Annotated in this window: 28 protein-coding genes; 12 read left to right on the forward strand and 16 right to left on the reverse strand. The window is 65.5% G+C overall.

Annotated elements, in window-relative coordinates; genetic code table 11:
• Positions 1-66: 66 nt before the first annotated feature.
• Positions 67-774, reverse strand: coding sequence for a hypothetical protein (locus AC1Q7F_RS01360; protein WP_492503024.1), 708 nt, complete (start codon positions 772-774; stop codon positions 67-69).
• A 92-nt stretch (positions 775-866) separates the two neighbouring features.
• Positions 867-1,535, reverse strand: a complete 669-nt coding sequence (locus AC1Q7F_RS01365; RefSeq protein ID WP_492503026.1) for a glutathione S-transferase family protein — start codon at positions 1,533-1,535, stop codon at positions 867-869.
• Between the two features lie 219 nt (positions 1,536-1,754).
• Between AC1Q7F_RS01365 and AC1Q7F_RS01370 the strand changes: the two genes are divergently transcribed.
• On the forward strand, positions 1,755-2,231 hold the full coding sequence (locus AC1Q7F_RS01370; protein WP_492503028.1) for a GNAT family N-acetyltransferase: 477 nt from the start codon (positions 1,755-1,757) through the stop codon (positions 2,229-2,231).
• Here AC1Q7F_RS01370 and pip read toward each other — a convergent pair.
• Entirely contained in the window at positions 2,215-3,165 is a 951-nt protein-coding gene (gene pip / locus AC1Q7F_RS01375; protein ID WP_492503030.1) for a prolyl aminopeptidase, read from the reverse strand. The two genes, AC1Q7F_RS01370 and pip, sit on opposite strands and share 17 nt — an antisense overlap.
• Positions 3,166-3,275: 110 nt before the next feature.
• Between pip and AC1Q7F_RS01380 the strand changes: the two genes are divergently transcribed.
• From AC1Q7F_RS01380 to AC1Q7F_RS01395, 4 genes are all read left to right on the forward strand, one after another.
• Complete coding sequence (locus AC1Q7F_RS01380; protein ID WP_492503032.1) at positions 3,276-3,674, forward strand: group III truncated hemoglobin; 399 nt, start codon at positions 3,276-3,278, stop codon at positions 3,672-3,674.
• A 52-nt stretch (positions 3,675-3,726) separates the two neighbouring features.
• Entirely contained in the window at positions 3,727-4,170 is a 444-nt protein-coding gene (locus AC1Q7F_RS01385) for a hypothetical protein (RefSeq protein WP_492503034.1), read from the forward strand.
• A gap of 17 nt (positions 4,171-4,187) precedes the next feature.
• Entirely contained in the window at positions 4,188-4,421 is a 234-nt protein-coding gene (locus tag AC1Q7F_RS01390) for a hypothetical protein (RefSeq protein ID WP_492503036.1), read from the forward strand.
• A 234-nt stretch (positions 4,422-4,655) separates the two neighbouring features.
• On the forward strand, positions 4,656-5,744 hold the full coding sequence (locus AC1Q7F_RS01395; RefSeq protein ID WP_492503038.1) for a hypothetical protein: 1,089 nt from the start codon (positions 4,656-4,658) through the stop codon (positions 5,742-5,744).
• 24 nt (positions 5,745-5,768) lie between these two features.
• Here the strand turns inward: AC1Q7F_RS01395 and AC1Q7F_RS01400 are convergent, their stop codons facing one another.
• The 3 genes from AC1Q7F_RS01400 to cmk all read right to left on the reverse strand — a co-directional run bounded on the left by AC1Q7F_RS01400 (position 5,769) and on the right by cmk (position 9,075).
• Positions 5,769-6,155 carry a DUF7668 domain-containing protein gene (locus AC1Q7F_RS01400; protein ID WP_492503040.1) on the reverse strand — a complete coding sequence of 129 codons (387 nt, stop codon included), beginning with the start codon at positions 6,153-6,155 and terminating at the stop codon, positions 5,769-5,771.
• A 129-nt stretch (positions 6,156-6,284) separates the two neighbouring features.
• Positions 6,285-7,979, reverse strand: coding sequence for a 30S ribosomal protein S1 (gene rpsA, locus AC1Q7F_RS01405; RefSeq protein WP_492503042.1), 1,695 nt, complete (start codon positions 7,977-7,979; stop codon positions 6,285-6,287).
• Positions 7,980-8,415: 436 nt separating this feature from the next.
• Positions 8,416-9,075: a (d)CMP kinase gene (gene cmk, locus AC1Q7F_RS01410; RefSeq protein WP_492503044.1), complete on the reverse strand. Its 660-nt coding sequence runs from the start codon at positions 9,073-9,075 to the stop codon at positions 8,416-8,418.
• Positions 9,076-9,257: 182 nt separating this feature from the next.
• On the opposite strand from cmk, the gene AC1Q7F_RS01415 reads away from it, so the two are divergent.
• On the forward strand, positions 9,258-10,187 hold the full coding sequence (locus tag AC1Q7F_RS01415; RefSeq protein ID WP_492503046.1) for an alpha/beta fold hydrolase: 930 nt from the start codon (positions 9,258-9,260) through the stop codon (positions 10,185-10,187).
• Between the two features lie 18 nt (positions 10,188-10,205).
• Here the strand turns inward: AC1Q7F_RS01415 and AC1Q7F_RS01420 are convergent, their stop codons facing one another.
• The gene (locus tag AC1Q7F_RS01420) at positions 10,206-11,972 is read right to left on the reverse strand and encodes an ATP-binding protein (RefSeq protein WP_492503048.1); all 1,767 of its coding nucleotides are present in this window, start codon (positions 11,970-11,972) and stop codon (positions 10,206-10,208) included.
• A gap of 345 nt (positions 11,973-12,317) precedes the next feature.
• On the opposite strand from AC1Q7F_RS01420, the gene AC1Q7F_RS01425 reads away from it, so the two are divergent.
• Positions 12,318-13,115, forward strand: a complete 798-nt coding sequence (locus AC1Q7F_RS01425) for a methyltransferase domain-containing protein (RefSeq protein ID WP_492503050.1) — start codon at positions 12,318-12,320, stop codon at positions 13,113-13,115.
• 34 nt (positions 13,116-13,149) lie between these two features.
• Here the strand turns inward: AC1Q7F_RS01425 and AC1Q7F_RS01430 are convergent, their stop codons facing one another.
• The 5 genes from AC1Q7F_RS01430 to AC1Q7F_RS01450 form a co-directional block, all read right to left on the reverse strand.
• Positions 13,150-13,524, reverse strand: a complete 375-nt coding sequence (locus tag AC1Q7F_RS01430) for a YciI family protein (protein ID WP_492503052.1) — start codon at positions 13,522-13,524, stop codon at positions 13,150-13,152.
• An 87-nt stretch (positions 13,525-13,611) separates the two neighbouring features.
• Positions 13,612-14,058, reverse strand: coding sequence for a thioredoxin domain-containing protein (locus tag AC1Q7F_RS01435; protein WP_492503054.1), 447 nt, complete (start codon positions 14,056-14,058; stop codon positions 13,612-13,614).
• A gap of 73 nt (positions 14,059-14,131) precedes the next feature.
• A complete protein-coding gene (gene prfA / locus AC1Q7F_RS01440) occupies positions 14,132-15,214 on the reverse strand; it encodes a peptide chain release factor 1 (RefSeq protein WP_492503056.1) in 1,083 nt (360 codons plus the stop codon).
• A 161-nt stretch (positions 15,215-15,375) separates the two neighbouring features.
• Positions 15,376-15,837: a spore coat protein U domain-containing protein gene (locus AC1Q7F_RS01445; RefSeq protein ID WP_492503058.1), complete on the reverse strand. Its 462-nt coding sequence runs from the start codon at positions 15,835-15,837 to the stop codon at positions 15,376-15,378.
• A 266-nt stretch (positions 15,838-16,103) separates the two neighbouring features.
• The gene (locus AC1Q7F_RS01450) at positions 16,104-17,174 is read right to left on the reverse strand and encodes a patatin-like phospholipase family protein (protein ID WP_492503060.1); all 1,071 of its coding nucleotides are present in this window, start codon (positions 17,172-17,174) and stop codon (positions 16,104-16,106) included.
• 153 nt (positions 17,175-17,327) lie between these two features.
• On the opposite strand from AC1Q7F_RS01450, the gene AC1Q7F_RS01455 reads away from it, so the two are divergent.
• Complete coding sequence (locus tag AC1Q7F_RS01455) at positions 17,328-18,167, forward strand: isopenicillin N synthase family dioxygenase (RefSeq protein WP_492503062.1); 840 nt, start codon at positions 17,328-17,330, stop codon at positions 18,165-18,167.
• A gap of 43 nt (positions 18,168-18,210) precedes the next feature.
• Here the strand turns inward: AC1Q7F_RS01455 and AC1Q7F_RS01460 are convergent, their stop codons facing one another.
• On the reverse strand, positions 18,211-19,089 hold the full coding sequence (locus tag AC1Q7F_RS01460; RefSeq protein WP_492503064.1) for a sugar phosphate isomerase/epimerase family protein: 879 nt from the start codon (positions 19,087-19,089) through the stop codon (positions 18,211-18,213).
• A gap of 162 nt (positions 19,090-19,251) precedes the next feature.
• On the opposite strand from AC1Q7F_RS01460, the gene AC1Q7F_RS01465 reads away from it, so the two are divergent.
• The 4 genes from AC1Q7F_RS01465 (at position 19,252) to AC1Q7F_RS01480 (ending at position 22,544) form a co-directional block, all read left to right on the forward strand.
• Positions 19,252-19,605 carry a hypothetical protein gene (locus AC1Q7F_RS01465; RefSeq protein ID WP_492503066.1) on the forward strand — a complete coding sequence of 118 codons (354 nt, stop codon included), beginning with the start codon at positions 19,252-19,254 and terminating at the stop codon, positions 19,603-19,605.
• 115 nt (positions 19,606-19,720) lie between these two features.
• The gene (gene adhP / locus AC1Q7F_RS01470) at positions 19,721-20,746 is read left to right on the forward strand and encodes an alcohol dehydrogenase AdhP (RefSeq protein ID WP_492503068.1); all 1,026 of its coding nucleotides are present in this window, start codon (positions 19,721-19,723) and stop codon (positions 20,744-20,746) included.
• Between the two features lie 107 nt (positions 20,747-20,853).
• Positions 20,854-22,098: a bifunctional glutamate N-acetyltransferase/amino-acid acetyltransferase ArgJ gene (gene argJ, locus AC1Q7F_RS01475; RefSeq protein WP_492503070.1), complete on the forward strand. Its 1,245-nt coding sequence runs from the start codon at positions 20,854-20,856 to the stop codon at positions 22,096-22,098.
• A gap of 47 nt (positions 22,099-22,145) precedes the next feature.
• Entirely contained in the window at positions 22,146-22,544 is a 399-nt protein-coding gene (locus AC1Q7F_RS01480; RefSeq protein ID WP_492503072.1) for a (deoxy)nucleoside triphosphate pyrophosphohydrolase, read from the forward strand.
• A gap of 6 nt (positions 22,545-22,550) precedes the next feature.
• On the opposite strand, the gene AC1Q7F_RS01485 is transcribed toward AC1Q7F_RS01480, so the two are convergent.
• Genes AC1Q7F_RS01485 through AC1Q7F_RS01495 form a run of 3 tightly spaced genes read right to left on the reverse strand, consistent with a single transcriptional unit; the run spans position 22,551 to position 25,406 of the window.
• A complete protein-coding gene (locus AC1Q7F_RS01485) occupies positions 22,551-23,852 on the reverse strand; it encodes a glutathionylspermidine synthase family protein (RefSeq protein WP_492503074.1) in 1,302 nt (433 codons plus the stop codon).
• A gap of 45 nt (positions 23,853-23,897) precedes the next feature.
• Positions 23,898-24,539, reverse strand: a complete 642-nt coding sequence (locus AC1Q7F_RS01490; RefSeq protein WP_492503076.1) for a DUF1190 domain-containing protein — start codon at positions 24,537-24,539, stop codon at positions 23,898-23,900.
• Between the two features lie 45 nt (positions 24,540-24,584).
• Complete coding sequence (locus tag AC1Q7F_RS01495; protein ID WP_492503078.1) at positions 24,585-25,406, reverse strand: hypothetical protein; 822 nt, start codon at positions 25,404-25,406, stop codon at positions 24,585-24,587.
• Between the last annotated feature and the right edge of the window lie 16 nt (positions 25,407-25,422).

Genomic DNA, 25,422 nt, shown 5'->3' on the forward strand with positions numbered 1-25,422 from the left:
ACGGGGGCGGCAACAAAATCCACCCCCCCCCCAACACCGGTGTGGTTCGCGCCGGCGGCCGGAAACTCATGGTTGCGGGGCGAAGACCGACAGGGTGACGCGGGCACTCATCGTCAGCTTGTCCTGCACGCCGGGCATCGCATCGGCCATGGGTGCCGGCGGGGCGGAGACCGCCATTTCCGCCTTGGCGCGATAGGCACTGACCGCGACATTCTGCATGTCGAAGAACTCGATCTTGCCGACGCGATAGGTGCGGCCGGGAAAGGCGGCGTTCAGGCGCTTCAGCTCGGCATCCACCTGGGCGTAGAGCTTGGTGCGCAGGGTGCCGCGGGTGGCCTCCATCTCCGCGAGGGTGGGGTCGAAGGCGATAGTGTCGACGCGCACCTGCTGCCCGGGCTTGCTGGCCTTCTTGGCGCGATCACCCAAGGCGGCCAGTTGGCCTTCCGGCAGGCGGGCCTGTAACTGCGCCTGCCAGCGTTCCAGTCCGGCGCTGTCATATTGGGGGTTCATGGCGATGATGCGCCATTCGGCCTTGTCGGCAATGCCGGCCACAGCCTTCAGCACATCATTGCGCACGGTGCCGCCATTGCCGTTGCCGGCCATATCGACCACCAGGGTGACCAGGGCCGTCTCCGTTTTTACCCATTCCTCACCCGACAGGTTGAGGGACACGGTGTCCGTGACGGGGGGCGGGGCCATGGTCTGGGCCGCGACGGCCGGAACAGCGGCGGCCAGCAGACCGGCAACGATAAGGGGGACCAACGACCGGCGCATCTGATTTCTCCACTTCGTTCAAAACGGGTAACGCCCCGCCTGCATCCTAGCCCCTGGGTTGCGGCTGAATTGAGACGAGATTGCGGAAAGGATCAGAAATCCAGGTCGGCGTAATGCTTGGGCGGCGGCAGGCCCGGCTGGTGATCGGTCAGGATGGGGCGGAAGCTGGGCCGGCTTTTCATGCGGGCATAGAAATTCTTGGCCTCGGGATGATCATCCCAGGGCACGTCGCCCAGATAGTCGATGGAGGAGAGCTGGGCGGCGGCGGCGATGTCGGCCCAGCTGAACTGGTCACCGGCCAGCCAGGTGCGCCGGTCGCAGAGCCAGCCGATATAATCCAGATGATAGTGGATGTTGGCCAGGCCGGCGCGGATCGACTGCGCCTGGGGCGTGCCCTGGCCGGAGAAGCGCTTGAACAGCTTCTCCCCCACCAGCATGTCGGTCACCTCTGCCTTGAACTTCACGTCGAACCAGCCGACCAGCCGGCGCACCTCGGCGCGCAGCGCCACGTCGCTGCCCAGCAGCGTGATCGCCGGATAGGCATCCTCCAGATATTCGCAGATCGCCCCCTGCTCGGCGATGGTGGCGCCATCGGCCTCCACCAGCACCGGCACCTCACCGGCGGGGTTCATCAGCATGAACTCCTCCCGCCGTTCCCAGGGCTTTTCCAGCGCCAGGTCGAAATCCAGGCGTTTTTCAGCCAGCGCCACCCGCACCTTGCGCGAGAAGGGGGAGAGGGGATGGTGAAAAAGGGTCCGCATGCGCCGTTCCGATCCGTCGCCGCCGTTCCGCCGGCCATGCCAAAGCTGTGCCACAGGCCAAGGGGGCCTGACAAGGGGAAGCCGCCGCCTTCTTGACGGCAGGTTCTTGTGATCACGGGGAAAATTGTCACCACATCCGCACTATCGACATGTGCTGCATGGACAGGGCCTGCCACCGATGCGATATCCGGTGGCAGGAGATCACCAGGGAAACCGATGATGACGGGTGACGTGAGCGTGCGGCCGATCACGGCCGCGGACCGGGCCGAATGGCGGGCGCTGTGGGATGCCTATTGCGCCTTCTACAAGGTGGGGGTGCCGGAACGGGTGACGGAAACGCTGTGGTGCCGCATCCTGGACCCCGTCTCCCCCGTCAACGGGCTGGTGGCGACCGGCGGGGAAGGGCGGTTGCTGGGGCTTTGTCACTATGTGCTGCATCCCCACACCTGGTCGACGCAACTGCTCTGCTATCTGGAGGACCTGTTCACGGCGCAGGCGGCGCGTGGCCAGGGTGTGGGTCGCGCCCTGATCAGCCGGCTGGTCGAGATGGGGGGCGCAGAGGGCTGGGGCCGCGTCTACTGGCACACGGAAACCGACAATGCCCGCGCCCGCATCCTTTATGACAAGGTGGCGGGCGATGCGGATCCCTATGTTCGCTACACGATCCGGCCCGGCAATCTCAACGCAATGTCTTGAAGCGCTCTGTCGCCTGGACCAGGGCGGTGCGCACCCCTGGTTCCATGGCGCTGTGCCCGGCATCGGGTACCACGATGTAATCGGCTTCCGGCCAGGCGCGGTGCAGTTCGTCGGCGGTACGGATGGGGCAGACGATATCGTAGCGGCCCTGGATGATGACGGCGGGGATGTGCCGCACGTTGCGGATGTCGCGCAGCAGCTTGTCTTCCGGGTCCAGGCCGTTATTGCGGAAATAATGCGCCTCGATCCGGGCCAGACCCAGGGCATGCGTATCCTCGCCGGAGGCGGAGACCAGTTCCGGGCTGGGCATCAAGGTGGAGCAGGAGCCTTCATACATGCTCCATACCCGTGCTGCCGGCAGATGCACATGCGGGTCGGGGTGGGTCAGCCGCTTCCAATAGGCCTCCAGCAGGTCGTCCCGTTCCGCGGCCGGGATATAGGCGTTGAAATGCGCCCAGGCCTCCGGGAAAATCTGCTTCATGCCATGAAGGAACCAGTCGATTTCCGACCGGCGCATCAGGAAGATGCCCCGCAATATCAGGCCGATCACCCGGTCGGGATGCGCCTCGGCATAGGCGATGGACAGGGTGGAACCCCACGACCCCCCGAACACCATCCAGCGGTCGATGCCCAGATGGGCGCGCAACGCTTCCAGGTCGCCCACGAGGTGCGGGATGTCATTGTCGCGCAGTTCTCCCAACGGCGTGGACCGGCCGGCGCCACGCTGGTCCAGGATGATGATGCGATAGAAGGTGGGGTCGAAGAAGCGGCGATGGGTGGGCGAGGCACCGGCCCCGGGCCCGCCATGCAGGAACAGCACCGGCACGCCATCGGGATGGCCGCTCTGTTCCCAATAGATCGTGTGAAGATCATCAACCTTCAGTCGGCCGGTCTGGAAAGGGTCGAGCGGGGAGAAGAGATCGCCGCGAGGCATGGATGCATCCGTTTGTTTGTTGCACAGAGTGTAAGGCAAGCAGCAGGCGCAACGCAAACCGTCCGCGCGAACAAGCCTGCGTCCTTCGTGTTGAAGGTAAGGTCAGGAGCATGAGCGACCCTGATCCTCCCTATTCCCGCATCGATGATGGCAGCCTGGCCGCCCTGATCGTGGAATTCTACGCCACGGTCCGTCTGGACCCGCTGTTGGGCCCGGTCTTCCACGCCATGGTGGGCGACGGGGATGATGAATGGGCCGCCCATCTGCGCCGTGTGCATGATTTCTGGTCGTCGGTGACCATGGGCACGGGTCGCTATGGCGGCCGGCCCATGCAGGTTCATGCCGGCATTCCGGGGCTGGAGACAGCGCATTTCCAGCGCTGGCTTTCGCTGTTTACGGAGACGGCGGACAGGCTGTTCACGCCCCCGGCGTCGGCTTTGCTGCGCGACAAGGCCGAACGCATGGCCCAGGCGTTGCAGCAGGGCATCGCCATGGCACGATCGGCGTGAAATCCGCCGTTTTCCCCTTGCACCCTGCCTTGCTGCATCCCACCTTGGCCCCATGACCGATCATTGCGCCCCCGTTCCCGACCAGCCGACACCGCGCCTGCGCGGACGTCTTGGTCAATGGTCGGATCGGATAAAGGCGCTGCTGCTGCTGTCGCTACTGGCCTTGACCGGCGCCGCGGCAGGCTGGGGCCTGTCTGGCGAAGAGGCAAGCCGGTCCCGTGACAGCATCACCGCCGGCGGCAGCGGGTTGCGTACGGCCCTGGCCGATGGCCCCATCGTCACGCTTCAGCAGGGACAGGCGCCCGCGAAGCCCGACATGGCCGGTGGCGGAGGCGACGTTCCCACCCCTGGCGACCGTTTCGTTTCTCCGCTGTCCCCGCCGTCATCAACGGCCCTCCGGGTCGTCTATGCGCGCACGGGCGACGGTTTCCCCCATCCCCGCGTGGGCCACGGTGCCCGCATGCCGACCGGCCCGCCCGCCCGGCTTTCCGCCTGATCCACCCTGATCGATAGATGCGCGCGTCACTGCGGCGGCCGATTGGCCTTGCCGCTTGTCAGGTGCGCTTGCACGGAAAGCCCTTTACGATGAAAAAATCCCTGCTTTTTTATATCGCGGCCCTGGCTGCGGCTGGTGGTGTCATGACGGTCAGCCGTCAGTGGGGCGGCTTCATGCTGCTGGCCACCTTCATCCTTTGGTTCCTGCATTCAGTGTTCGCCAGCACAGACGGCACGGGCCGTCAGGTCTGATCCCTGGACCTGTTTGAAGAGGATGTGTGTCAGGCCGCCGGCGCGATCCGGCGGCCTTTTCCGTGCCCATCCGATGGGTGTGACATCGGCATGAAATTTCCCCCCGGTTGCGGATCGATGGAAGAGAGGGCTTTTTCACGGTGCTGCGATATGGCATATCCTCTGGGTTGAATTAGGATCGAGAATAAATAGAATTCTGGCGAATCTTCAACGACACAAGAGGTTTACAAGATTATGGCCGATATCCAGGGAACCGAGGCCGCCGATACGTTGCGCGCGAACGGCCTTGACCAGCGGCTGGTCGGGCGCGGTGGTAACGACACCCTGGTCGGCGGCCTCTATCAGCGGGGCACCATCCTGATCGGCGGTACCGGCTCCGACTCCTACTCGGTGGAAGCCGGGCTGATGGATACGGTGATCATCCTGGAGAACGGCAATGATCCGGCGGATCGCTGGGTCGACAAGCCGATCAACGTCTCCATCAACCAGATCGTCCAGATCGATGGCCGCCATCTGCTGATGAACGAGGCGGCGACGGGCCGCAGCGTCCTGTTCCTGGACTGGCAGACGCCCGAAAACATCATCGAGCATTGGGACCTGCTGGTGGGCACCACCGTGCAGTCGATGAGCTTCACGCAGTTCCGCAGCGCGATCCTGTCCAGCGCCGCCTATATCGGCGACGTGCGGATGGAGGTACTGGGCACGGCCTATGCCGCTGCATTGCGGGCCGAGATCGACGGGCATTATGCCATCGCCAACGCCGCCCTGACCCCGGTGCGCGATGTCGCCCGTCAGATGCTGATGAATGGCAGCGTCGTGACCCCGGACACGGCGGATGGCAGCTTCGGCCTGCAGTGGAAGGTCACGGGGCGTACAGCGGATGATATCGTGGTCGGTACCAGCGGCAACGACCTGATCAATGCCATCGAAGGCAGCGATGCTGTTGATGGTGCGGCCGGCAATGACATCATCGATGGCGGGGCAGGGTCCAACTTCCTGACCGGCAGCCAGGGCCAGGATCGGTTCTTCGTGGATGGGCGCGGCAGTAACGGTGCCCAGGCGCGCACCGTATGGAGCACCATCACCGATTTCGACCGCACCGACAGCGAGCAGGTCACCGTCTGGGGTTGGCAGGATGGCACCAGCCGCATCGTGCAGACCACGACCGGCGGCGCCACCGGCTATCAGGGCGTCACCTGGCACCTGGATCTGACAGGCGACGGTACCATCGATGCCAGCGTCACCCTGACCGGCCTGTCGGCCAGCCAGGTGGCAGTGACCTATGGCCTGGTGGACGGCAATGGCTACATGCTGATTGGGTGACAGGTGGACCGCCAATGGTCCATCTCAAGGGACGTGAAGTGAGTCGACTGTGAAGCGGTAGGATTGCCCATATTCGACTATTTTCACGAACAGGACCATGTCGCTTCGATTGTCGCCCTCAAGGAATAGATCGACCAGGACGATCCAGTAACCCTTCATCCATCGATAGACGGATGTCTCCCATGTCTTTTGCGGCAGGCTGATAAGGTCACCTTCGCCATAGCGTCCAATATACGTGCTGAAACTGGCCATATCCTCTTCGGTAATTGCCTCGATTCCCGAGGGGGTGATCGCCGCATCGGCCTTTCTGTCCCTGATCAGTTCGACAATGTCGCGCAGGGGGCCCCGCCAAGCGTGAGGCACGGGCAGTTCGTTGTTCTCATCCTTCAGAATGGGTGCGATCTTCTCCACCCTTTCCTCCCTGGTGCTTCGATGGAAGCCTGACTTTGGCGCAGATCGTCCAACAGCAAAAGGCCGCCGGGTTGCCCCGGCGGCCTTCGCTTAACTCAGCCCTGCAAAACAGGCCGATCCGTTGCCGGATCAGTCGTTCAGCTGCTTGCGCTTCAGGGCCGCACCCAGGATGTCGCCCAGCGAAGCGCCCGAGTCGGAGGAGCCATACTCCTGCATCGCGGACTTCTCTTCCTCGACTTCCTTGGCCTTGATCGACAGGCCGATCTTGCGGGAACCGCGATCGATCTGCGTGACCTTGGCGTCAACCTTCTCGCCCACGGCGAAGCGGTCGGGGCGCTGCTCCGAACGCTCGCGCGACAGGTCGGACTTGCGGATGAAGCCGGTGAAGCCTTCGCCCACTTCCACTTCGATCCCGCCTTCGGTGATCTGGGTGACGGTGCAGGTGACGACCTCGCCCTTCTTCACGCCGGCAGCGGCCTGCTCGAACGGGTCGCCGGCCAGCTGCTTGATGCCGAGCGAGATACGCTCCTTCTCGACATCGACGTCCAGGACCTTGACCTTGACCTGATCGCCCTTCTTGTAGTTCTGGATGGCGGTCTCGCCGGGGGTGTTCCAGTCCAGATCGGACAGGTGCACCATACCGTCGATGTCGCCCGGCAGACCCACGAACAGACCGAATTCGGTGATGTTCTTGACTTCGCCTTCCAGCTCGGTGCCGCCGGGGAACTTCTCGACGAAGGCCTCCCAGGGGTTCTGCATGGTCTGCTTCAGACCCAGCGAGATGCGGCGCTTCACCGGATCCACGTCCAGCACCATCACTTCCACTTCCTGAGAGGTGGAAACGATCTTGCCCGGATGGACGTTCTTCTTGGTCCAGCTCATCTCGGAGACGTGCACCAGACCTTCGATACCCGGCTCCAGCTCCACGAAGGCGCCGTAGTCGGTGATGTTGGTGACGCGGCCCTTGAACTTGGCCTGCGGCGGGTACTTGGCTTCCACGCCCTCCCACGGATCGGCCTCGAGCTGCTTCATGCCGAGGCTGATGCGCTGGGTCTCCGGGTTGAAGCGGATGACCTGGACCGTGACGGTCTGGCCGATCTGCAGGGCTTCCGACGGGTGGTTGATGCGGCGCCAGGCGATGTCGGTGACGTGCAGCAGGCCGTCAACGCCACCCAGATCCACGAACGCACCGTAATCGGTGATGTTCTTGACCACGCCCTGCAGGATCTGGCCTTCCTTGAGGGAGGCGACCAGCTCGGAACGGGCTTCCGCACGGCTTTCTTCCAGCACGGCGCGGCGGGAGACGACGATGTTGCCGCGCGAGCGGTCCATCTTCAGGATCTGGAACGGCTGCGGCGTGCCCATCAGCGGGGCGATGTCGCGCACCGGACGGATATCGACCTGGCTGCCCGGCAGGAAGGCCACGGCGCCATTCAGATCGACGGTGAAGCCACCCTTGACGCGGCCGAAGATGATGCCGGTGACGCGGGACTGGTCCGTGAAGGACTTTTCCAGCAGGGTCCAGGCTTCCTCGCGCTTGGCCTTTTCACGCGACAGAACGGCTTCACCGTTCTTGTCTTCCATGCGCTCCAGGTAAACTTCGACGGTATCGCCAGCCTTCAGCTCGATCGGCTGACCGGGAACGGCGAATTCCTTCAGGGCGACGCGGCCCTCGGACTTCAGGCCGACATCGATCAGGACCTGGTCATTGTCGATGCTGAGGATGCGGCCCTTGACGACGGTGCCTTCCAGGCTGTCGGCGGAACCGAAGGACTCTTCAAGCAGAGCGGCGAAGCTTTCCTTCGCGGCGGAAACCTGTGCCATTTGAACTCCAATGGGCAAACTGTTTCGGGTTGAAGACAACGGTGACGCCGCCCCTCGTTTCCGGCACGCCCGAGCCGGCCGCGAAGCCTTGTCACCGCCGCGCCGGACACCACGTCCGGCGGCTTTGGTACTGCTCCCGCCCGGTCGCCCGGACGGGCCCATCCCGAAGTGGCCGGTCCCCTTCGGCGGAATGCCGGGCAGGAAAACCAGTTGAAGGCCATGGGGGACACCAGCGCGTTGGCACCGGCGAGGACGTTTTACCCAAGCAAAAACGCGGGCATCGACGCGCCCCGGGTTTCCCCTGGCGGTCGTCCGCTCGCGTTACGATCCTTCATGTCCTTCGGGACAGGCGGGTCTTATAGCCGCGATAGGCCCCGCCCGCAACCGATAGAGTCGGATAAATGCCTGCGTTTCCGCGGCGCACCGCGCATGGGTGTCAGGCGGGAAGCTTCGCGCGCGCGATCTCCAACGCCGTTTGCAGCACCTGTTGCGGCGACATGTCCGAATTGTCGATGATCACCGCGTCGGCGGCGGGCACCAGCGGTGCGACGGCGCGCTTGGTGTCGCGGTCGTCGCGGGCCTGCATATCGGCCAGGACGTCGGCGAAATCCGGGCTCTCCCCGCGTCCCTGCAACTCCGCGAAACGCCGCTTGGCCCGCACCGCCACGCTGGCCGTGATGAACAGTTTCACCGGCGCGTCGGGGCAGATCACGGTGCCGATGTCGCGCCCGTCCAGCACGGCACCCGGCGCCCCGCCCGGCGGGTTGGCGGCAAAGCCGCGCTGGAAATCCAGCAATGCCTGGCGCACACCGGGCACGGCCGACACGCGCGAGGCGCCCACCGCCGTCTCATCCAGGCGCAGGGCCGGGTCATGGGTCAGCCGGTCGATATCGGCCGCGGTCAGGGCGCGGGCCGTTGCCGTGGCGGCATCCCCATCGCCCAGGTCCGCCCCGGCCCGGATCATGGTCAGCGCCACGCCACGATAGAGCGCGCCGGTGTCCAGCAAGGCAAAGCCCAGGGCGTGGGCCACCTTGCGGGCCAGCGTGCCCTTGCCCGACGCGGCGGGACCATCGATGGCGATGACGGGACGGGGCATGGGGGGACATCCGGTTCAGCGGGAAAGGCGCGGCAGGCTTTGCGCCAAGCGGGGACGCCCGTCAAGCCCACCCATCGATATGAACATTGATTCGGTTTTCATTTGGCTTGCCCGACGCGCCGGCTTTGCCCATGCTCTGTCCCAAGCATAATCAGATCGCTTTGGGGGGAACAATGCGCCTGTTGGGAAAGATTCTTCTGGCCGTCCTGCTGCTGGTGGTTGCCGGCGTCGGCGGTTTCGCCTGGTGGGCCTGGACGCCCGACTTGTCGCGCGCGGCGGCTGAGGCGCGGTTCGCCCGGGCGCCCACGGATTTCGTGGAGGTGGACGGTGTGCGCTTCCATGTCCGCCAGGAGGGGCCGGAAGCGGCACCGGTGATCGTCCTGATCCATGGCAACGCCTCCATGCTGCAAAGCTGGGACGGTTGGGCCGCCGACCTGTCCAGGGATCACCGCGTCATCCGCTATGATCTGGCCGGTCACGGGCTGACCGGGCCGGACCCGGCCGGCATCTATAGCCCGGAACGCGACGCGGCACAGTTGAAAGCGCTGCTGGATACGCTGAAGGTTGAACGGGCCGTACTGGCCGGCAATTCGCTGGGCGGGCAGATCGCCTGGCACTTCGCGGCGTCAAACCCGGACCGGGTGGAGAAGCTGGTCCTGGTGGCGCCCGGCGGCTTTCCCTTGCCGGGGATCGGTTTTGGCCAGAAGGTCGAACTGCCCGTCGCCATGAAGGTGCTGCCCTATTCGCTGAAGCGGGATGCGGTGCGGACCATGATCGGCTCCCTGTATGGTGATCCGACCCGGTTCACCGCCGCGATGCTGGACAATTACTATCAGTCCTGGCTGTCGCCCGGCGTTCGACAGGCCCGGCTGCTGCGCGCATCCGCCTATATGATCCAGGACCCGACGCAGACATTGCGCACCATCCAGGCCCCGACCCTGCTTGTCTGGGGGGAGAAGGATTGGCTGGTCTCCTTCGCCACCACGCCGGCGAAGTTCCAGGCGGCATTGCCGAACACGGTCCTGGTCAGTTTCCCCGGCCTGGGCCACATGCCGCAGGAGGAAGACCCCGCGACCACGGTTGCCAAGGTGCGGGAATTCCTGGACCCGTAAGCAGGGGGGCCGCGGTCGTCAGGCGCTGCGGCGCTTGGCGGCCAGGTCGATGGGGGCGGGTGGGACGGTGGTGGTGCCCATATCCGTGACCGGCGGCGCCACTGCCGGAAAACGGGCCAGGAAGCAGGTGCCCTGGCCGGTGGCGCTTTCCACCGTCAGGCTGCCGCCCAGTTTCTGTGACACCTGATTATAGGCCAGATAGAGGCCCAGGCCGCTGCCGCCGCGTTCCCGGCGTGTGGTGAAGAAGGGCTCGAACACGCGGTCCAGCTGTTCCCGGTCGATGCCGCAGCCATTATCCTTGACGCGTAGTTCGACCAAGCCGGCGGCATCGGCACGCAGATCCACCTCCACCCGGCCCTGCCGCCCGTCGGGAAAGGCATGGGTGACGGCATTGACCAGCAGGTTGGTGACCAGTTGCGCCACGGCGTCGGGATAGGTGTCGACCGGCAGGCGGGTGGCGCCGGTGAGCGCGATGGCGTGCGGCGTTTTGCGGGTCTGCGGCCGGAGCGAGATTACCACCTCTTCCAGATAGCCGGCCAGATCGAAGCGTCTGCGGTCCTGGCGCGTGCGGTCCACCGCTACATGCTTGAAGCTCTCGATCAGCCGTGCCGCGCGTTCCATGTTGGATTGCAGGATGCGGGCCGCCAGCGAGGTGGCGTCGATATATTCGTTCATTTGTTCACGGCGCAGCGTGCCGCCCGACAGGGCCTGCTCGATCCCGCGCGTGTCATTGGCCAGCCGGGTGGAAGCGGCGAGCGCGGTGCCCACCGGCGTGGCCACCTCATGCGCAATACCGGCGACCAGACGGCCCAGCGACGCCATCTTTTCCGCCTGCACCAGATTGTCTTGAGTCTGGCAGAGGCGAGTCAGGGCCTGCTCCGCCTGATGCCGTGCCTCGCGTTCCGCCAACATCACCCGGCGGAGCGTGGCCATCACCGTGGCCAGCACCAGCCCGGTCACGGCCAGGATGGACAAGGCGGCCAGCAATGTGGCGAAGCTGGCATGGTAGTCGGCTGCCGCGAACGGTCCCAACCCGTGTGCCGTCAACAGGATCAGGCCGGTCGCCACCAGCAGCGTATAAAATGCCGTTCCCAGCAGCCCCAGCCTCAGCCCCGCCGTCAGGATCAGGCAGAACAGGGCCAGACGCCCCACCTCACGCAGCCAGAGCGGTTCCAGCAACGCCATGGCTGTCAGCAGCAGCGCACCGCCGGCCACCAGCCCCAGGGCCGTGGCCCAGCGGCGGCGCAGCAGCGCCGTGGCGCCGGGGGCCGCCATCAGGATCAGCGGCGGGGCCACCAGCAGCACCCCCATGGCATCGCCCACCCACCAGCTGGTCCAGGCGCTGAGGGGGCTTTCCCGCAGTTCGGCGCCGCCGGCCAGGGCGGCCAGCACGCCGATCGTGGCGCTCAGCATCGGGGTCAGCAGCACGGGAACGGTCAGGAAGGCGAACAGTCCCCCCGGCCCGTCGAACAAGGGCTTGGCCCCGCGTACCTGGCGCAGCAGGGCCCAAGCGGCAAGGGCCGGCAGGCAATTGCCCATGCCCACAGGCAGGGCGAAGACCGGATTGCCGAATATCAACAGGTTCAGGCCGGCGGCGCCCGCGAACACCCCCGGCAAAAGCAGGGGCCCACCGCGCCAGAGGGCGGCAAAGGCGATGCCCGTGGGCGGCCATATCAGCGTAACAGCCTCTCCCGCGAACGGTACCTTAAGGCCCAGCCAGCCCGTGACCGCATAGGCCAGGGCCAACACCAGATTTGCCAACAGCAGCCTTTGGGCTTGCGCCATCAACCATCCCCCGTGCCATGCGACCAACGCATGACCATTCACCCGGCATTTACATCAAGTGTAATGGATTGTCGGCGGAATGGAAGGATGGCGTATCGGCGGGAGCGTGCCCGTTGCGCCGCACTATGTTGCAGAAATGTTACTTGAGGCGCAAATGACGGAAGGCAACAGCATTCATGGCTGGCGGCGGGGGGGCTTTGGCGTATTGTCCGCCTTGCCGTGAGGTGCTGCGGGCGACCGCCACTCTACCGGGATGGAACCCTGGACGTGTCTCGCCGATCCGGGGATGATCATCTACAGCCGGCGTGCCAAGCACGGCCGGCTTTTCTTTTGCCTTTCTTTCCCATGCACCGTCCGGCCGGCCATGATATCCTGGCCGGCATGTACAGCGACGTCCTTGATCTTCGCGAATTCTATCGCAGCAGCACCGGACAGGTGGTGCGCCGTCTGATCCGCCGCCGCATCCGCGAGCTGTGGCCCGACCTATCGGGACAGCGCGTGCTCGGCATCGGCTATGCCACGCCCTACCTGACCATGTTCCAGGAGGAGGCGGAGCGGGTGATGGCGGTGATGCCGGCCAGCCAGGGCGTGATCTCCTGGCCGCCTGAAGGGCCGGGCCGGGTGACCCTGGCGGATGAGGCGGAATTGCCCTTCCCCGACATGTCGATCGACCGGGTGCTGCTGGTCCATGGTCTGGAATGTACCGAGGAAATGCGGCCCCTGATGCGGGAGATCTGGCGGGTGCTGGCGGGCGGCGGCCGGCTGATTGCCGTGGTGCCCAACCGGCGCGGCATCTGGGCCCGGTTCGACAGCACACCCTTCGGCCTGGGCAGCCCCTTCTCCCCCAGCCAGCTGCGTGGCACGCTGAAAGCCAACATGTTCGTGCCGGAGCGGGAGGAATGCGCCCTGTTCCTACCCCCCACCCGCCGACGCTTCCTGCTGGCCAGCGCGCCGGCGGTGGAGGAGGCAGGCCATCGCTGGTTCCGGGCCTTTGCCGGGGTGCATATGGTGGAGGCATCCAAGCAGATCTATGCCAACGCCGTCCGTGCCAAGGCGCGTGAACGCCAGCGCGTCCTTGCCCCCAACGCCCAGCCGGTGTTCGGCCGCATGGCGGCCGAGCGCAAGCGGACGGAGCAACGGTAGAACGCCGGCCTGCCGCATTTGGCGGGGCCAAACCTTACATGAAATCCGCTTCCTCATAGAGCGGCCGGATCTCGATCTCGCTGGGACCGGGCATGGGGTTGGGGCACCGCTTCACCCAGGCGATCGCTTCGTCCATGTCCTTCACCTGCCAGAGCCAGAAGCCGGCCACCAGTTCGGAGGTGGCGGCGAACGGCCCGCTGCTGACACGGCGGTCGGCCCCATCGAAGGCGACGCGATAACCCTGGGAGGAGGGCTTGAGCCCATCCCCAGCCAACATGATGCCGGCCTTGGTCAGTTCCTCGTTGAAAGCGCCCATGGCTGTCAGCATTTCCATGGAGGGCAGGTTGCCCTGTTCGCTGTCCACCGTGGCCTTCACGATCACCATCACCCGCATGTCGCTCTCCTTCATCTGCCGGTCATGAAGGGCCGTTCCCGGCCCCGATATGCCAAGGACGGGGCAGGAAGGGCGGTCCCGACATGGGGCCAGAATTAAATCTCAGCCCTTCACCAGGGTCAGCTTCGGCTTGCCCTGCGGCGGGTGATATCCCGGCAAGGCGGCGATCTGGCCGGCAATGACATTGGTGAAATCACCGATGCCAGGCCAGCTCGTCATCTTGCCGATCAGCCGCTTGCCCCGGAAGACGAAGAAGACCGGGATGCCGTGCAGGCTGAAGCGATTGGCCATTTCCATGTCGTCATAGACATTGTCGTGCAGCCAGCGCACCTCCGGCCAGAGGAAGCGTGGCGGTGCCGACAGGATGGCATGTTTGGCGATGTCGCAGTTGGGGCAGTCGCGCCCCCACAGGAAAAGGATCGAAAGCGGCGGGGCCTCAACCTCCGCCAGCACGGCATCCAGGTCGGGGCTGATCACCTCGCGCATGGGAAAACGGGTGAAGAAATCCGGCGGTGTGCCGGGATTGGCCGGATTGACTGGGTTGGACATCGGGTTTCCTCCGCCATTCTTATCGTGGGGCCCGCCAACATTCTTCAGTGCATGCAATGGCGCCTTTAAGGCGTCATTGCAGTTCGGCCAATCTTTCCGCCTCTTCCTGGGCGATCAGGGCGTCGATGACTTCATCCATCTCGCCGGCCATGAACCGATCAATCTTACCATAAAGCGTCAGGTTGATGCGATGGTCGGTGATACGACCCTGGGGGAAATTGTAGGTGCGGATGCGTTCCGACCGGTCGCCCGATCCCACCTGGCTCTTGCGGTCGGCGGCGCGCGCATCGGCCAGGCGTTGGCGCTCCGCCTCATACAGGCGGGCACGCAGCACTTTCAGGGCCTTGGCCTTGTTCTTGTGCTGGCTTTTCTCATCCTGCTGGCTGACCACGATGCCGGTGGGCAGGTGGGTGATGCGGACGGCACTGTCGGTGGTGTTTACCGACTGCCCCCCAGGGCCGGAGGAGCGGAAGACATCGATGCGCAGGTCGCGCTCATCGATATGGATATCCACCTCCTCCGCCTCCGGCAGCACGGCGACCGTGGCGGCCGAGGTGTGGATGCGGCCCTGCGTCTCGGTCGCCGGTACGCGCTGCACCCGGTGGACACCCGATTCGAATTTCAGCCGGCGGAACACGCTGCGCCCGGTGATGGTGGCGCTGGCCTCCTTATAGCCGCCGATACCCGTCTCGCTGACATCCATGGTCTCGAACCGCCAGCCTTGGGCGGCGGCGTAGCGTTTATACATCTCGAACAGTTCGGCCGCGAACAAAGCGGCCTCGTCCCCGCCGGTGCCGGCGCGCACCTCCAGGATGGCGTTGCGCTCGTCGGCCTCATCCTTGGGCAGCAAAGCCAGCAGGATACGGCGTTCCAGATCGGGCAGGCGGCGCCTGGCCTCGGCCAGTTCGTCGGCCGCCAGATCGCGCATCTCGGCATCGTCGCCATCAGCCATGGCCTCCAGCTCGCCCATGTCGGCATGGGCGCGGCGCATCTCGGCGATGGCGGCGGCGACCGGTTCCAACTCGGCATATTCCTGGCTGGCCTTGACGAAGGCGTCACCGGCCATGACGCCGGACGCCAGTGCGTCGCGCAGTTCGTCGAACCGCAGCATCACCTTGGCAAGGGGTTCGCCAAATCTGGTTTCAAAATCCGACAAGGAAGGGGACCCGTTCACATCACACCCGAAGCCCGTGGATATAGGCGATCAGGGCGGCGTGGTCACCTTCGGAATTAAAAAGCCCCCGCCCGGTTATCCAGACGGGGGTGCAGGCTGTACTGCCCGACGGCATGCGTCTGCCCCTTTGGGCGGGCCGCTGCTTACTTGGCGGCGATGGTGACCGTCACGGTGTCGGCATAGTCGCCGGCAATGTACTGATCGGAAGCGGCGACGGTGACCTTCAGGTCGGACTTCTTGTTGAACTGCGCGTTGGCGCGGTCTACCACGGCCTGGCTGGTCAGCGCGCCGGTGAACGTGTCGTAGGCGATGTTGTAGTTGATGGTGAAGTTGCCGGACTTCAGCTTGCCGGCGTTCGCCGATGCCAAGGTGATCTTATAGCCGGTGCCGGAATTGCAGTTCTCGGTGACGGAGCCGACGGTCTTGTTCGTCTCACCGGTCTTCAGGGCCAGGGACTGACCCAGGTCCTGGACGGCGATGGTGCAGGACAGCGCGACATTGCCCTTCAGCTGAATGGTGCCGGACGCGTTCTGGGCCAAGGCGGGGGCGGCGATGGCGGCGGCGATCAGGGCGGCAGCGGCGGTCTTGGCGAAGAACTTGGTCATGGGGGGCTCCGTCGGTTCATTGGGTGAGGCGTTGTCGCCTTCATGGGAACCAAGGATTGCAGGCCGGATGCCAAGTGGGTGCAGACCCTAAAAGTTGAGGGAATCTGCCGCAATCCGGGTGTGTTTACGTTCTATTGACATATTGCATAATGCAAAATCACGGATTGCACATTGCATTTTTCAAATAACGTTGCATTATGCATTAGTCGTGCTGATTTTGACCGCAACCTAACCGAAAGGTCAGGGCCGGCGAGCCAGGCAAATTTTCAAGGGGTCAGTGGCTCCAGAAGGTCGGGAACCCGGTCCTTCTCCACTGCATCCAGCCAGCAATCGGCGAGCCTGTCAGTCTCCTCCACGGCTGTGCGCCAGTATTTCTGACGGGTTGCTGTATCCATACGTTTGAAATCACCGCGATCGGGAATCTTGCCGAAAGGCAGGGCCCGCACGAATTCCACCGATGGGCAGAGTACAAGCATGCGCGACAGGCTGTCCGCCCGCGCCCGACGCCAGGGCAGGGCCTTGTCGAACCAGCCCGGCACGACGCGATGGCTGAAATGCGGATAGAGCACCAGGCCCGGCGGCGTGAATGCCATGTCCAGGTGATAATCCATGATCCCGCCATCCATATAGAGGCCGGGCCGCGCCCCTTCCGGATCGACCACCCCTTCGAAGACGAAAGGCACGGCGCTGGATGCCATCAGGGCCGGCACCAGATTACCGGCGGTCAGCGGCACGGCCTGGGTAGGAAATCCGGTCGATAGGTCGAAGGGCGGGGCGTCGCGCCTGTCATGCAGGACGGTACGCTCGAAGAACAGCGGCAGGCTGCGCCGGCTGGCCAGGTTGGCGATGCCGGCCGCCCCCAGCCCCATGCCCAGCCCCACCTTGCCGGCACGCGGCCCCATCGGTCCCCGCCCGCGCACGGCCAGAATCGACTGGCGCATGAAGGGATGGGACAGGACATGGCCGATCCCGTCCGCGCCAAAGATCAGGCGCAGGAACTCCCGGCAATGCTCCGTCAACTCCGCTATGGTAACGGTGGATTCCACTGCATAGTCCAGATAGGCCGTCTCGAACCGCCTGGCGGCCGCCACCGGATCCCCTTGCGCCAGACAGACGAAACGCCAGGTGCCGATGGAACTGCCCACCATATGCAACGGGCGCTCGCGATGCCGGAACCAGCGGCCGAACATCGCCTGGTCCAGCCGGGTCAGCGACAGCCACTTGGCCCCACCGCTGGCACCCGCCACCACATCGAACAGATCCTCGTGCAACCCGTCGCGGCGGATGCGGGCCATGGCCTCGGGCCCGGCCAGGAAACGCAGGGGCTTGGAGCGCATGGGGTCGGCTGCCGTTTCCAAAGGAGATGTCGCGCCGCACCATAGGGGGCGGACCGGCTCCGGGCAAGGGGCCGGCTATTGACGACGCGCCCGTGGGCGTGATGATAGAAGACCAACCATGCACAAGAACCGCCAGCCTTGAAGGCAAGCACCATGTTCAATATCGCCACCGTGGATTTCGCCGCACCGGATGCCGCCCGGCAGTTCGTGCGTTCCATGCATGAGACGGGCTTCGCCGTCCTGCGCAACCATCCGATCGACACCGGCCTGATCAAGGAACTGTACAAGGTCTGGTCCGGCTTCTTCGCCTGGGACGGCAAGTTCGACTATACGTTCGATCCGGAAATCCAGGACGGCTTCTTCCCCTTCAAGTCGGAGAATGCCAAGGGCAGCGCCTTGAAGGACCTGAAGGAATTCTATCATGTCTATCCGAACCGCCGCCTGCCGCCGCAGGTGAAGGAGGCAACGGACCGCATGTATGCCGACCTGCTGTCCATGGGGTCCACGCTGCTGACCTGGATCCAGGACAATGTGCCGGCCAATGTGCGCGACGCGTTCTATGAGCCGCTGCCCAGCATGATGGATGGATCGACCAGTACCCTGTTCCGCGTTCTGCATTACCCGCCCGTGGGCGAGGGGTACGAGCCGGGCGCCGTGCGCGCCGCCGCGCATGAGGATATCAACCTGATCACCCTGCTGGTGACGGGCAGCGAGCCTGGGCTGCAGGCCCAGGACACGGCCGGCACATGGTATGATGTGCCGTGCGATGCCGGCATGATCGCCGTCAATGGCGGCGACATGCTGAAGCTGGCTTCGAACAACTATATCCCTGCCACGCCGCACCGGGTGGTGAACCCGCCGCCCGAACATAATGTGCCGCGCTACTCCATGCCCATGTTCCTGCACCCCCGCCCCGACGTGCGTCTTTCGGCCGAACTGACGGCGGGTGAGTTCCTGGACCAGCGCCTGCGCGAGATCGGGTTGAAGAAATAACGAGGTTGCCGGGGATACAACTCCATCCCCCGGCGGTTCGGCATCACTTCCCTTTCAGCCAGGCCAGCGACGTCGCCAGATGCGTCATCGGCGTCGGCGATTCGTCCTCCAGCACGTACCAGTCCACGCCGGCTTTGCGTGCGGCGGCCAGCAGCGCGGTCCAATCGACGCTGCCGCTGCCGATCGGGGCGAAATCGCCGGGCCGGGCGGAACCGGTGAATTCGCCTGAGGTCGATCCCGGCGCCATGTCCTTGACATGCAGCAGCTTCACCCGCCCCCCAAGCTTGTCCAGCAGGGCGACGGGATCGACCCCGGCCTTCAGCACCCAGAACACATCCATTTGCAGCTCGACACAGACCGGGTCCAGCCCCGCCAGCAGCCGGTCCAGCAACGTGCCCGCGCCGTCGGCGGCGAACTCGTACCCGTGCAGATGGTACATGACGCGCAATCCGGCGGCCTTCAGGGCCGGACAGGCGGACTGGTAGGCGGCGATGGCCGCATCAATCTCCGCCGGGCCGATGCCCTGGTCGGCGCCCACACCCTGAGGCTTCAGCCAGGCCACGCCGACATAGCGGTAACCGACGATCTTTGCCGTCTCGATGATGCCCGGCACATTCTCGCGCAGATCCTTCAGCGAGACATGGGTGCCCGAAGCCGTCAGTCCGGCCTGGTCCAGCAGCGCCTTGAACGCGGCCGGTGTCAGGCCCAGCGTGTTGAACGCTTCCACCTGGGTGACGCCGCTGGCCCGCAGCGCCTTCAGCGTGCCGGCGGCATCGCGGGCCAGATCCTTATGCAGGCTGAAAAGCTGCACCGCGATCTGCGTGTCGGGCACAGGCGGATTGGCCCCGCCGAATGCCCCCGTGGCCGTTCCCAGCAGCAGGGCCAGGGCCCCCGCCATGCCACGCATCCAGTTCCCGCCCATGATTCCTCCCGTAGCCGCTGCTCTGATAGCGTTGTCAGATTTCCCCTCCGCTTATCACCGCATCAAGGGTCCCGTGCAAGGGGTGATGAATCCGCTTGAGAACAAAATAAGAACATTATATAAGAACAAGAACGGAACATCGATTGAGCAAAGGAGCGTGTGATGCGACCGGCAATCCGACACAGCGCCCTGAAGGGCAATGTTGGCCTGGCGAATTTCCGCGGCCATGATTTCGAGATGCATTGCGTCTGCTGCGGGGAGGAGTGCCATTGGCGCACCGACCTGCTGGTGCGCCGGCATGGGCATGACTGGCCCGTGGCGGAGTTCAGCCGGCTGTTCACCTGCCTGGGCTGTGGCGAGGTCGGCACGTCGGTGCTGCGCATCGCGCAAAGGCCGGCCGACCAGCAGCATACCCGTTTCCGCCGCATGGCACCGCGTCCTGCATGGGGTGCGGAGATGCCGGCGGGGCCCGCGCATTGGCGGATGCGCGAGCTGGGAGAGGGGGCGGTGGTTTAACAACCAACTGCCCCCTTGACCTGGATCATGGGCGGGCCTCAGGCGTTGTCTTACCGTTCACGGCCATGAAGGCGGGTACTCCCGCCCGCTCCCGTGATCTGGAAGGACCGATGCCATGCTGCCGCAGAAGATGAAGGCCGCCGTCGTTCACGCCTATGGTGCCCCGCTCCGGCTGGAGGAGGTGGCGGTGCCCCGGCCGGGACCCGGCCAGATCCTGGTCAAGATCGCGGCGTCGGGCGTTTGCCATACCGACCTGCACGCCGCCGATGGTGACTGGCCCGTCAAGCCGCCGCTGCCCTTCATTCCGGGGCATGAGGGGGTGGGCACCGTGGTGGCCGCCGGTGCGGGTGTCACCTCTGTGCGTGAGGGTGACCGGGTGGGTGTGCCCTGGCTCTACACCGCCTGCGGTCATTGCGAACATTGCCTGACAGGCTGGGAGACGCTGTGCACAGCGCAGCAGAACACGGGCTATTCCGTCAATGGCGGCTATGCCGAATATGTGCTGGCCGACCCGGATTTCGTGGGCCACCTGCCGGCCAATGCCGGCTTCACCGACATCGCCCCCATCCTGTGCGCCGGCGTCACCGTTTATAAGGGCCTGAAGGAGACGGATGCCCGCCCCGGCCAGTGGGTGGTGATCAGCGGTATCGGCGGCCTGGGCCATGTGGCGGTCCAATATGCCAAGGTGATGGGCCTGCATGTCGCCGCCGTCGATGTGGCCGACAGCAAGCTGGCGCTGGCGAAAAGCCTGGGTGCCGATCTGGTGGTCAACGCGCTGAAGACCGACCCGGTGAAGGAGATACAATCCACCATCGGCGGCGCGCATGGCGTGCTGGTCACCGCCGTCAGCCGCCCGGCCTTCGCCCAGGCCATCGGCATGACCCGCCGCCACGGCACCGTCGCCCTGGTCGGTCTGCCGCCCGGCGAGTTTCCCGTGCCCATCTTCGACATGGTGCTGAACCGCATCACCATCCGCGGCTCCATCGTCGGCACCCGCGCCGATCTGGCCGAGGCACTGATGTTCGCGGGCGAGGGCAAGGTGAAGGCCACCGTCTCCGTCGACAGGCTGGATAATGTGAACGCGGTGCTGAACCGCCTGCGCGAGGGGCAGGTGGACGGGCGTGTGGTGCTGGAACTTTAGGGGAGGCGGATGGGGTCGGGTATTTGTCATCGAAGCTGCACTTGACCCGGTGGCCCCGCATCGGCTTGATGCGCAAGAACAATCCCCTGGCAACCGGAGCCCGCCCCATGGCGACCGCTATCTCCCCGCTCGCCCCCCCCTCCTTCCCGTCGTTGCCGCCCGTCGCGGGCGTGCGTCTGGCCGGCCATCGCGCCGGCATCCGATACAAGACGCCGCGCGACGACGTGATGGTGGCGGTGCTGGATGAGGGGGCCAGTGTGGCGGCCGTGCTGACCCGATCGCTGACCGCCTCGGCGCCTGTGCATCGCTGCCGCGCCAACCTGGCTGGCGGGTCGGTGCGGGCGCTGGTGGTCAATGCCGGCAATTCCAACGCGTTTACCGGCAAGGCTGGCGAGGCGTTCGTGGACGCCACCATCGACGCCGCCGTTGCCCTGGTCGGCTGCAAGCCGTCGGAGATTTTCCCCGCTTCCACCGGCGTCATCGGGCAGCCCATGCCGGCCGACCTGATATCCCGCTCCCTACCGGAAGCCTTCACCAAGCTGGCGCCGGCGGAGGGTGAGGCGTGGGAGGTGGCGGCCCGCGCCATCATGACCACCGACACCTTCCCCAAGGGCGCGTCGGCCACGGCCACCATCGATGGCGTCACCGTCACCGTCGCCGGCTTCGCCAAGGGCAGCGGCATGATCGCGCCCGACATGGCGACGATGCTGGCCTATGTCTTCACCGACGCCAATATCGCCCCGGCCCCGTTGCAGGCGGCCCTGTCGTCGGCCACCGACCGCAGCTTCAATTCCATCACCGTGGATGGCGACACCTCGACCTCCGACACGCTGGTCCTCTGCGCCACCCGCAAGGCCGCCCATGCGGCGATCGAGCGGACGGATGATCCGCGCCTAGCCGCCTTCGCCCAGGCGCTGGACGATGTCTGCCTGGACCTGGCCAAGCAGATCGTGCGTGATGGCGAGGGGGCGACCAAGTTCGTGGAAATCCGTGTGACGGGCGCCGACAGCGATGCCGCCGCCAGGCGCATTGCCCTGACCATCGCCAATTCCCCTCTGGTGAAGACCGCCGTGGCCGGCGAGGATGCCAACTGGGGCCGCATCGTCGCCGCCGTGGGCCGGGCCGGCGAGCGCGCCGACCGCGACCTGCTGGTCATCTCTGCCGGCGGCGTGCAGATCTGCGCCAACGGCATGGAGGTCCCGGGCTATGACGAGACGCCGGTCGTGGCCCATATGAAGGGCCAGGAAATCCTGTTCGAGGTGGATATCGGCCTGGGGTCGGGCAAGGCCACGGTCTGGACCTGCGACCTGACCCACGGCTATATCGACATCAATGGCAGCTACCGGTCGTGAGCGGCGGCGACACGCCTTGCTGGCAGGAACCGGCCCGGAAAGGGCCGGTGCGCACAGTACTGGTGGCCGCCGTGGCCCTGGTCGATGCCGACGGCCGCGTCCTGCTGGCCCAGCGCCCGCCCGGCAAATCCATGGCCGGCCTGTGGGAATTTCCCGGCGGCAAGGTCGATGCGGGTGAGACCCCGGAAGCGGCCCTGGTGCGGGAGCTGAAGGAGGAACTGGGGATCGATACGGCCGAAAGCTGCCTCGCCCCCATCGCCTTTGCCAGCCATAGCTATGACGACTTCCACCTGCTGATGCCCCTCTATGCCGCACGGGTCTGGAAGGGCACGCCGACGCCGCTGGAAGGCCAGCAGCTTGCCTGGGTCAAGCCGGTGCGCATGGGCGATTATCCCATGCCGCCGGCCGACATCCCCCTGATTCCCATCCTGCGGGATCTGCTGTAGCGCTGTTTACTCAAACCGGTGCGGCACGAAGCGGGAGGTGTCGCGGGTGACGGCGCTGCTGTCCTCACGGATACCGATGCCGCGGCAGACATCGCCGACCATCCAGGAACCGATGACGGCATGGTGATCGCGCATCACGCCGCGCGCATCCGGCGCGCGGGCCGTCACCACGGGTGACCAGGCCTGATAGACATAGCCTTCCTCGCCATAAGGCCCGGCCACATCCAGTTCGCGCGTGGTGGGGCGGCCATCGGGGCCCATGGTGACGACGCTGATATTGGCCCCCTCCCGGCCCAGCAGCGGCTTGGCCACCACCTTGGCCCCGGCGGCGAAGGCGCGGCGGTCGAAATGCGCCTCCACCAGATAGGGATGGTGCGGGTACATTTCCCACAAGATCGCCAGCAGCCCCTTGTTGGACAGCAGCATCTTCCAGGTCGGTTCCACCACCCGGATCGCGTTGCGCGCCGTCAGGTCCAGCAGGTTGCTGCCGAAATCATCGGCCACCAGCCATTCCCACGGCGTCAGTTTGAACAGGCATTTGATCTCCTGCTCCTCCAGGTCGGTGAAATAATTGCGGCGGCTGCGGTTCAGGTGGTCCTGTTCCTCGGTCCAGCCGATATCCGACAGGGCAATGCTCTTGGTGGCCAGCCCGGCCTCGATGGCCGTGTCCTGGAGATAGCGCAGCGTGCCCTCATCCTCCGCATGCGGCATGGCGCAGGTCAGGTGCAGGGCGCGCCCGGCCTCCCATTCCCCGCGCCGGTCACTGTTCTCGGCCAGCAGACGGTCGGCGCGCAGCAGGGCCTTCCATTGCTCGACCAACCCCTCATGGAGGGAATTGAACTGGTCCCCCTGCGGGAACACCTCCTCCAGCCAGGCCCATTGCGCCACCGCGGCCTCATACAGGCCGGTGGGCGTATCGGCATTATATTCCAGCAGCTTGGGCATGCCGTCACCATGACCGGCCCCGCCAAAGGCCAGATCGAACCGGCCATAGAGGGAGAATTCCTGTCCTTGCTGATGGCGCTGCCAGGAGGCCTCAATGGCGGGGATGGCATGGGCGGGGATGTTCAGCAGCGGATAGAGCCGTTCATCGACGATGCGTTTGGCCGCCGCCATGCACATCTTGTGCAGTTCGACAGAGGCATCGTCCACCAGATCGATCTCCGCCTCGCTGAACACCCAGCAGGCGCTTTCATCCCAGTAGAGACCGCTGGGGTCCTCCTCCGTCGGGATGGTGTGGAAATTGAACCCCAGCGCCTCCATCCGTGCTTTCCAGTCGGGCCGCGGGCGCAGTGATTGGCGATGCATGGCGATATCCGCTGTGCTGGGGATGCTGGACGGAACGGCGCGGCGTCAGCTGCCGCCGCCACCGAACTTGGAAGATGATTTGCCGAAGCCGCCGCGGCTGGTGGATTTGCTGGTCGTGCCGACCTGCGCCGACTTGCCGCGCACTTCCGTCTTCATGCTGTAGCCGGACTTGCCCTGGGTGAAGCTGTCCCGGCTGACCGGTGCGCGGCCCAGGTCGCCGCGGCCGCTATGCATGAATCCGTCGCGGTCGATGAAGATGGGGCGCGGATAATAGTAACCGCCGCCGGTATTGATATACCCGCCGCCATATTGCTGCTGGGGTGGTTGCAGCGCCCTGGCCATCATGAAGCCCATCAGGGCCGGCACGAAGACATTGCCCAGGCTGCCATCGGGTTGCGCCAGGACCAGCGGCTGGCAGGCGCCGTTGCCCATGGTCGCCTCGCAAGCGGTGGCGGTGTCAAAACGCGGTGTGGATTGCAGGTGCAGTTGCTTGGCCTGTTCAAAGGCGCTGCTGCATTCCTGCGCACTGAATTCCACCTGGCACGCTTCCACGCTGGGGAAGATGCGGGCTTCTGTCTGCTGCACATCCTCATCGCCGCAGCCCGAGAGCATCAGGGCCGCGGCACCGCCGACCAGCAGGGTGGAGACATGGGCGGAACGGCGGCGTTTGCGCTGTCTGTCGGTCATGGCGGCCCGGATGGCGGTTGGGGGTGAAGGCGCGGGGACGGCGGATCAGGCGCCCGACCTGTCGATCAGGGCCAGCGGGGCGGCGGCGGACGGACCCTTCAGGCGGGCCAGACGATCCTGCATCGACAGGGCGGGCGCCCCGCCCTTGCCCACGGCGGCCAGGGCCGCCTGGATATCGGCATCGCCCATATCGTCGGCCGATCTGCGCGACAGGTCGCCCAGGGCCTGGGCCTTCATGCGGGCGACCTCGGCATTGGCGCGGGCCTCGTTGGCGCGCCGTGTCATGGCGTCGATGGCGGTGTTCAGCTTCGATCCGCCATCATCGCGCAGGCCGGCGACCTGGGCGGCGCGGTTGGCGCGTTCGCGCTCCCGCTCCTCCTGGATGCTGGCACGCTGCATGTCGCGCTCGGCCTTGGTCAGGGCGGATTTCGCTTCGGTCAGGGCGCGGGCCTTCTCGCGATAGGCCGCCTCGGCTTCCGCCACCAGGGCCTCGGCCTCGTCGGCCTCGCGCTGCTCGATGGCGACCTCGCCCTCCAGCTCTTCCAGCTGGGCCAGCAGCTTGGCCAGGCTGGCCTCCAGGCTGGCCCTGCGCTCGCCCTCGGCGGTGAGCAGCTGGTTGTTCAGATGCTCGGCGGCGGCCAGGCGGCGGTCGTAATTCTCCCGCGCCTCCACGGCTTCCTTGCGCTCGCGCTGCATGTCCACGCGCAGATTGGTCAACAGCTTGCCGGCCTTGTCCAGATCGGCCTCCATGACCCGCAACTGGGCGACGGACGCGCTTTTCGGGTCCATGGCGACCAGGGCATCCACCACCTGGCGGCCTACCTTCTCACCCTTCACGCCCAACAGCGTGCGGAAGAACTGCATCATCTGGAAAGACTCCTCA

It is taken from the genome of Niveispirillum sp. GW835-FHT14G11, from assembly GCF_058793615.1.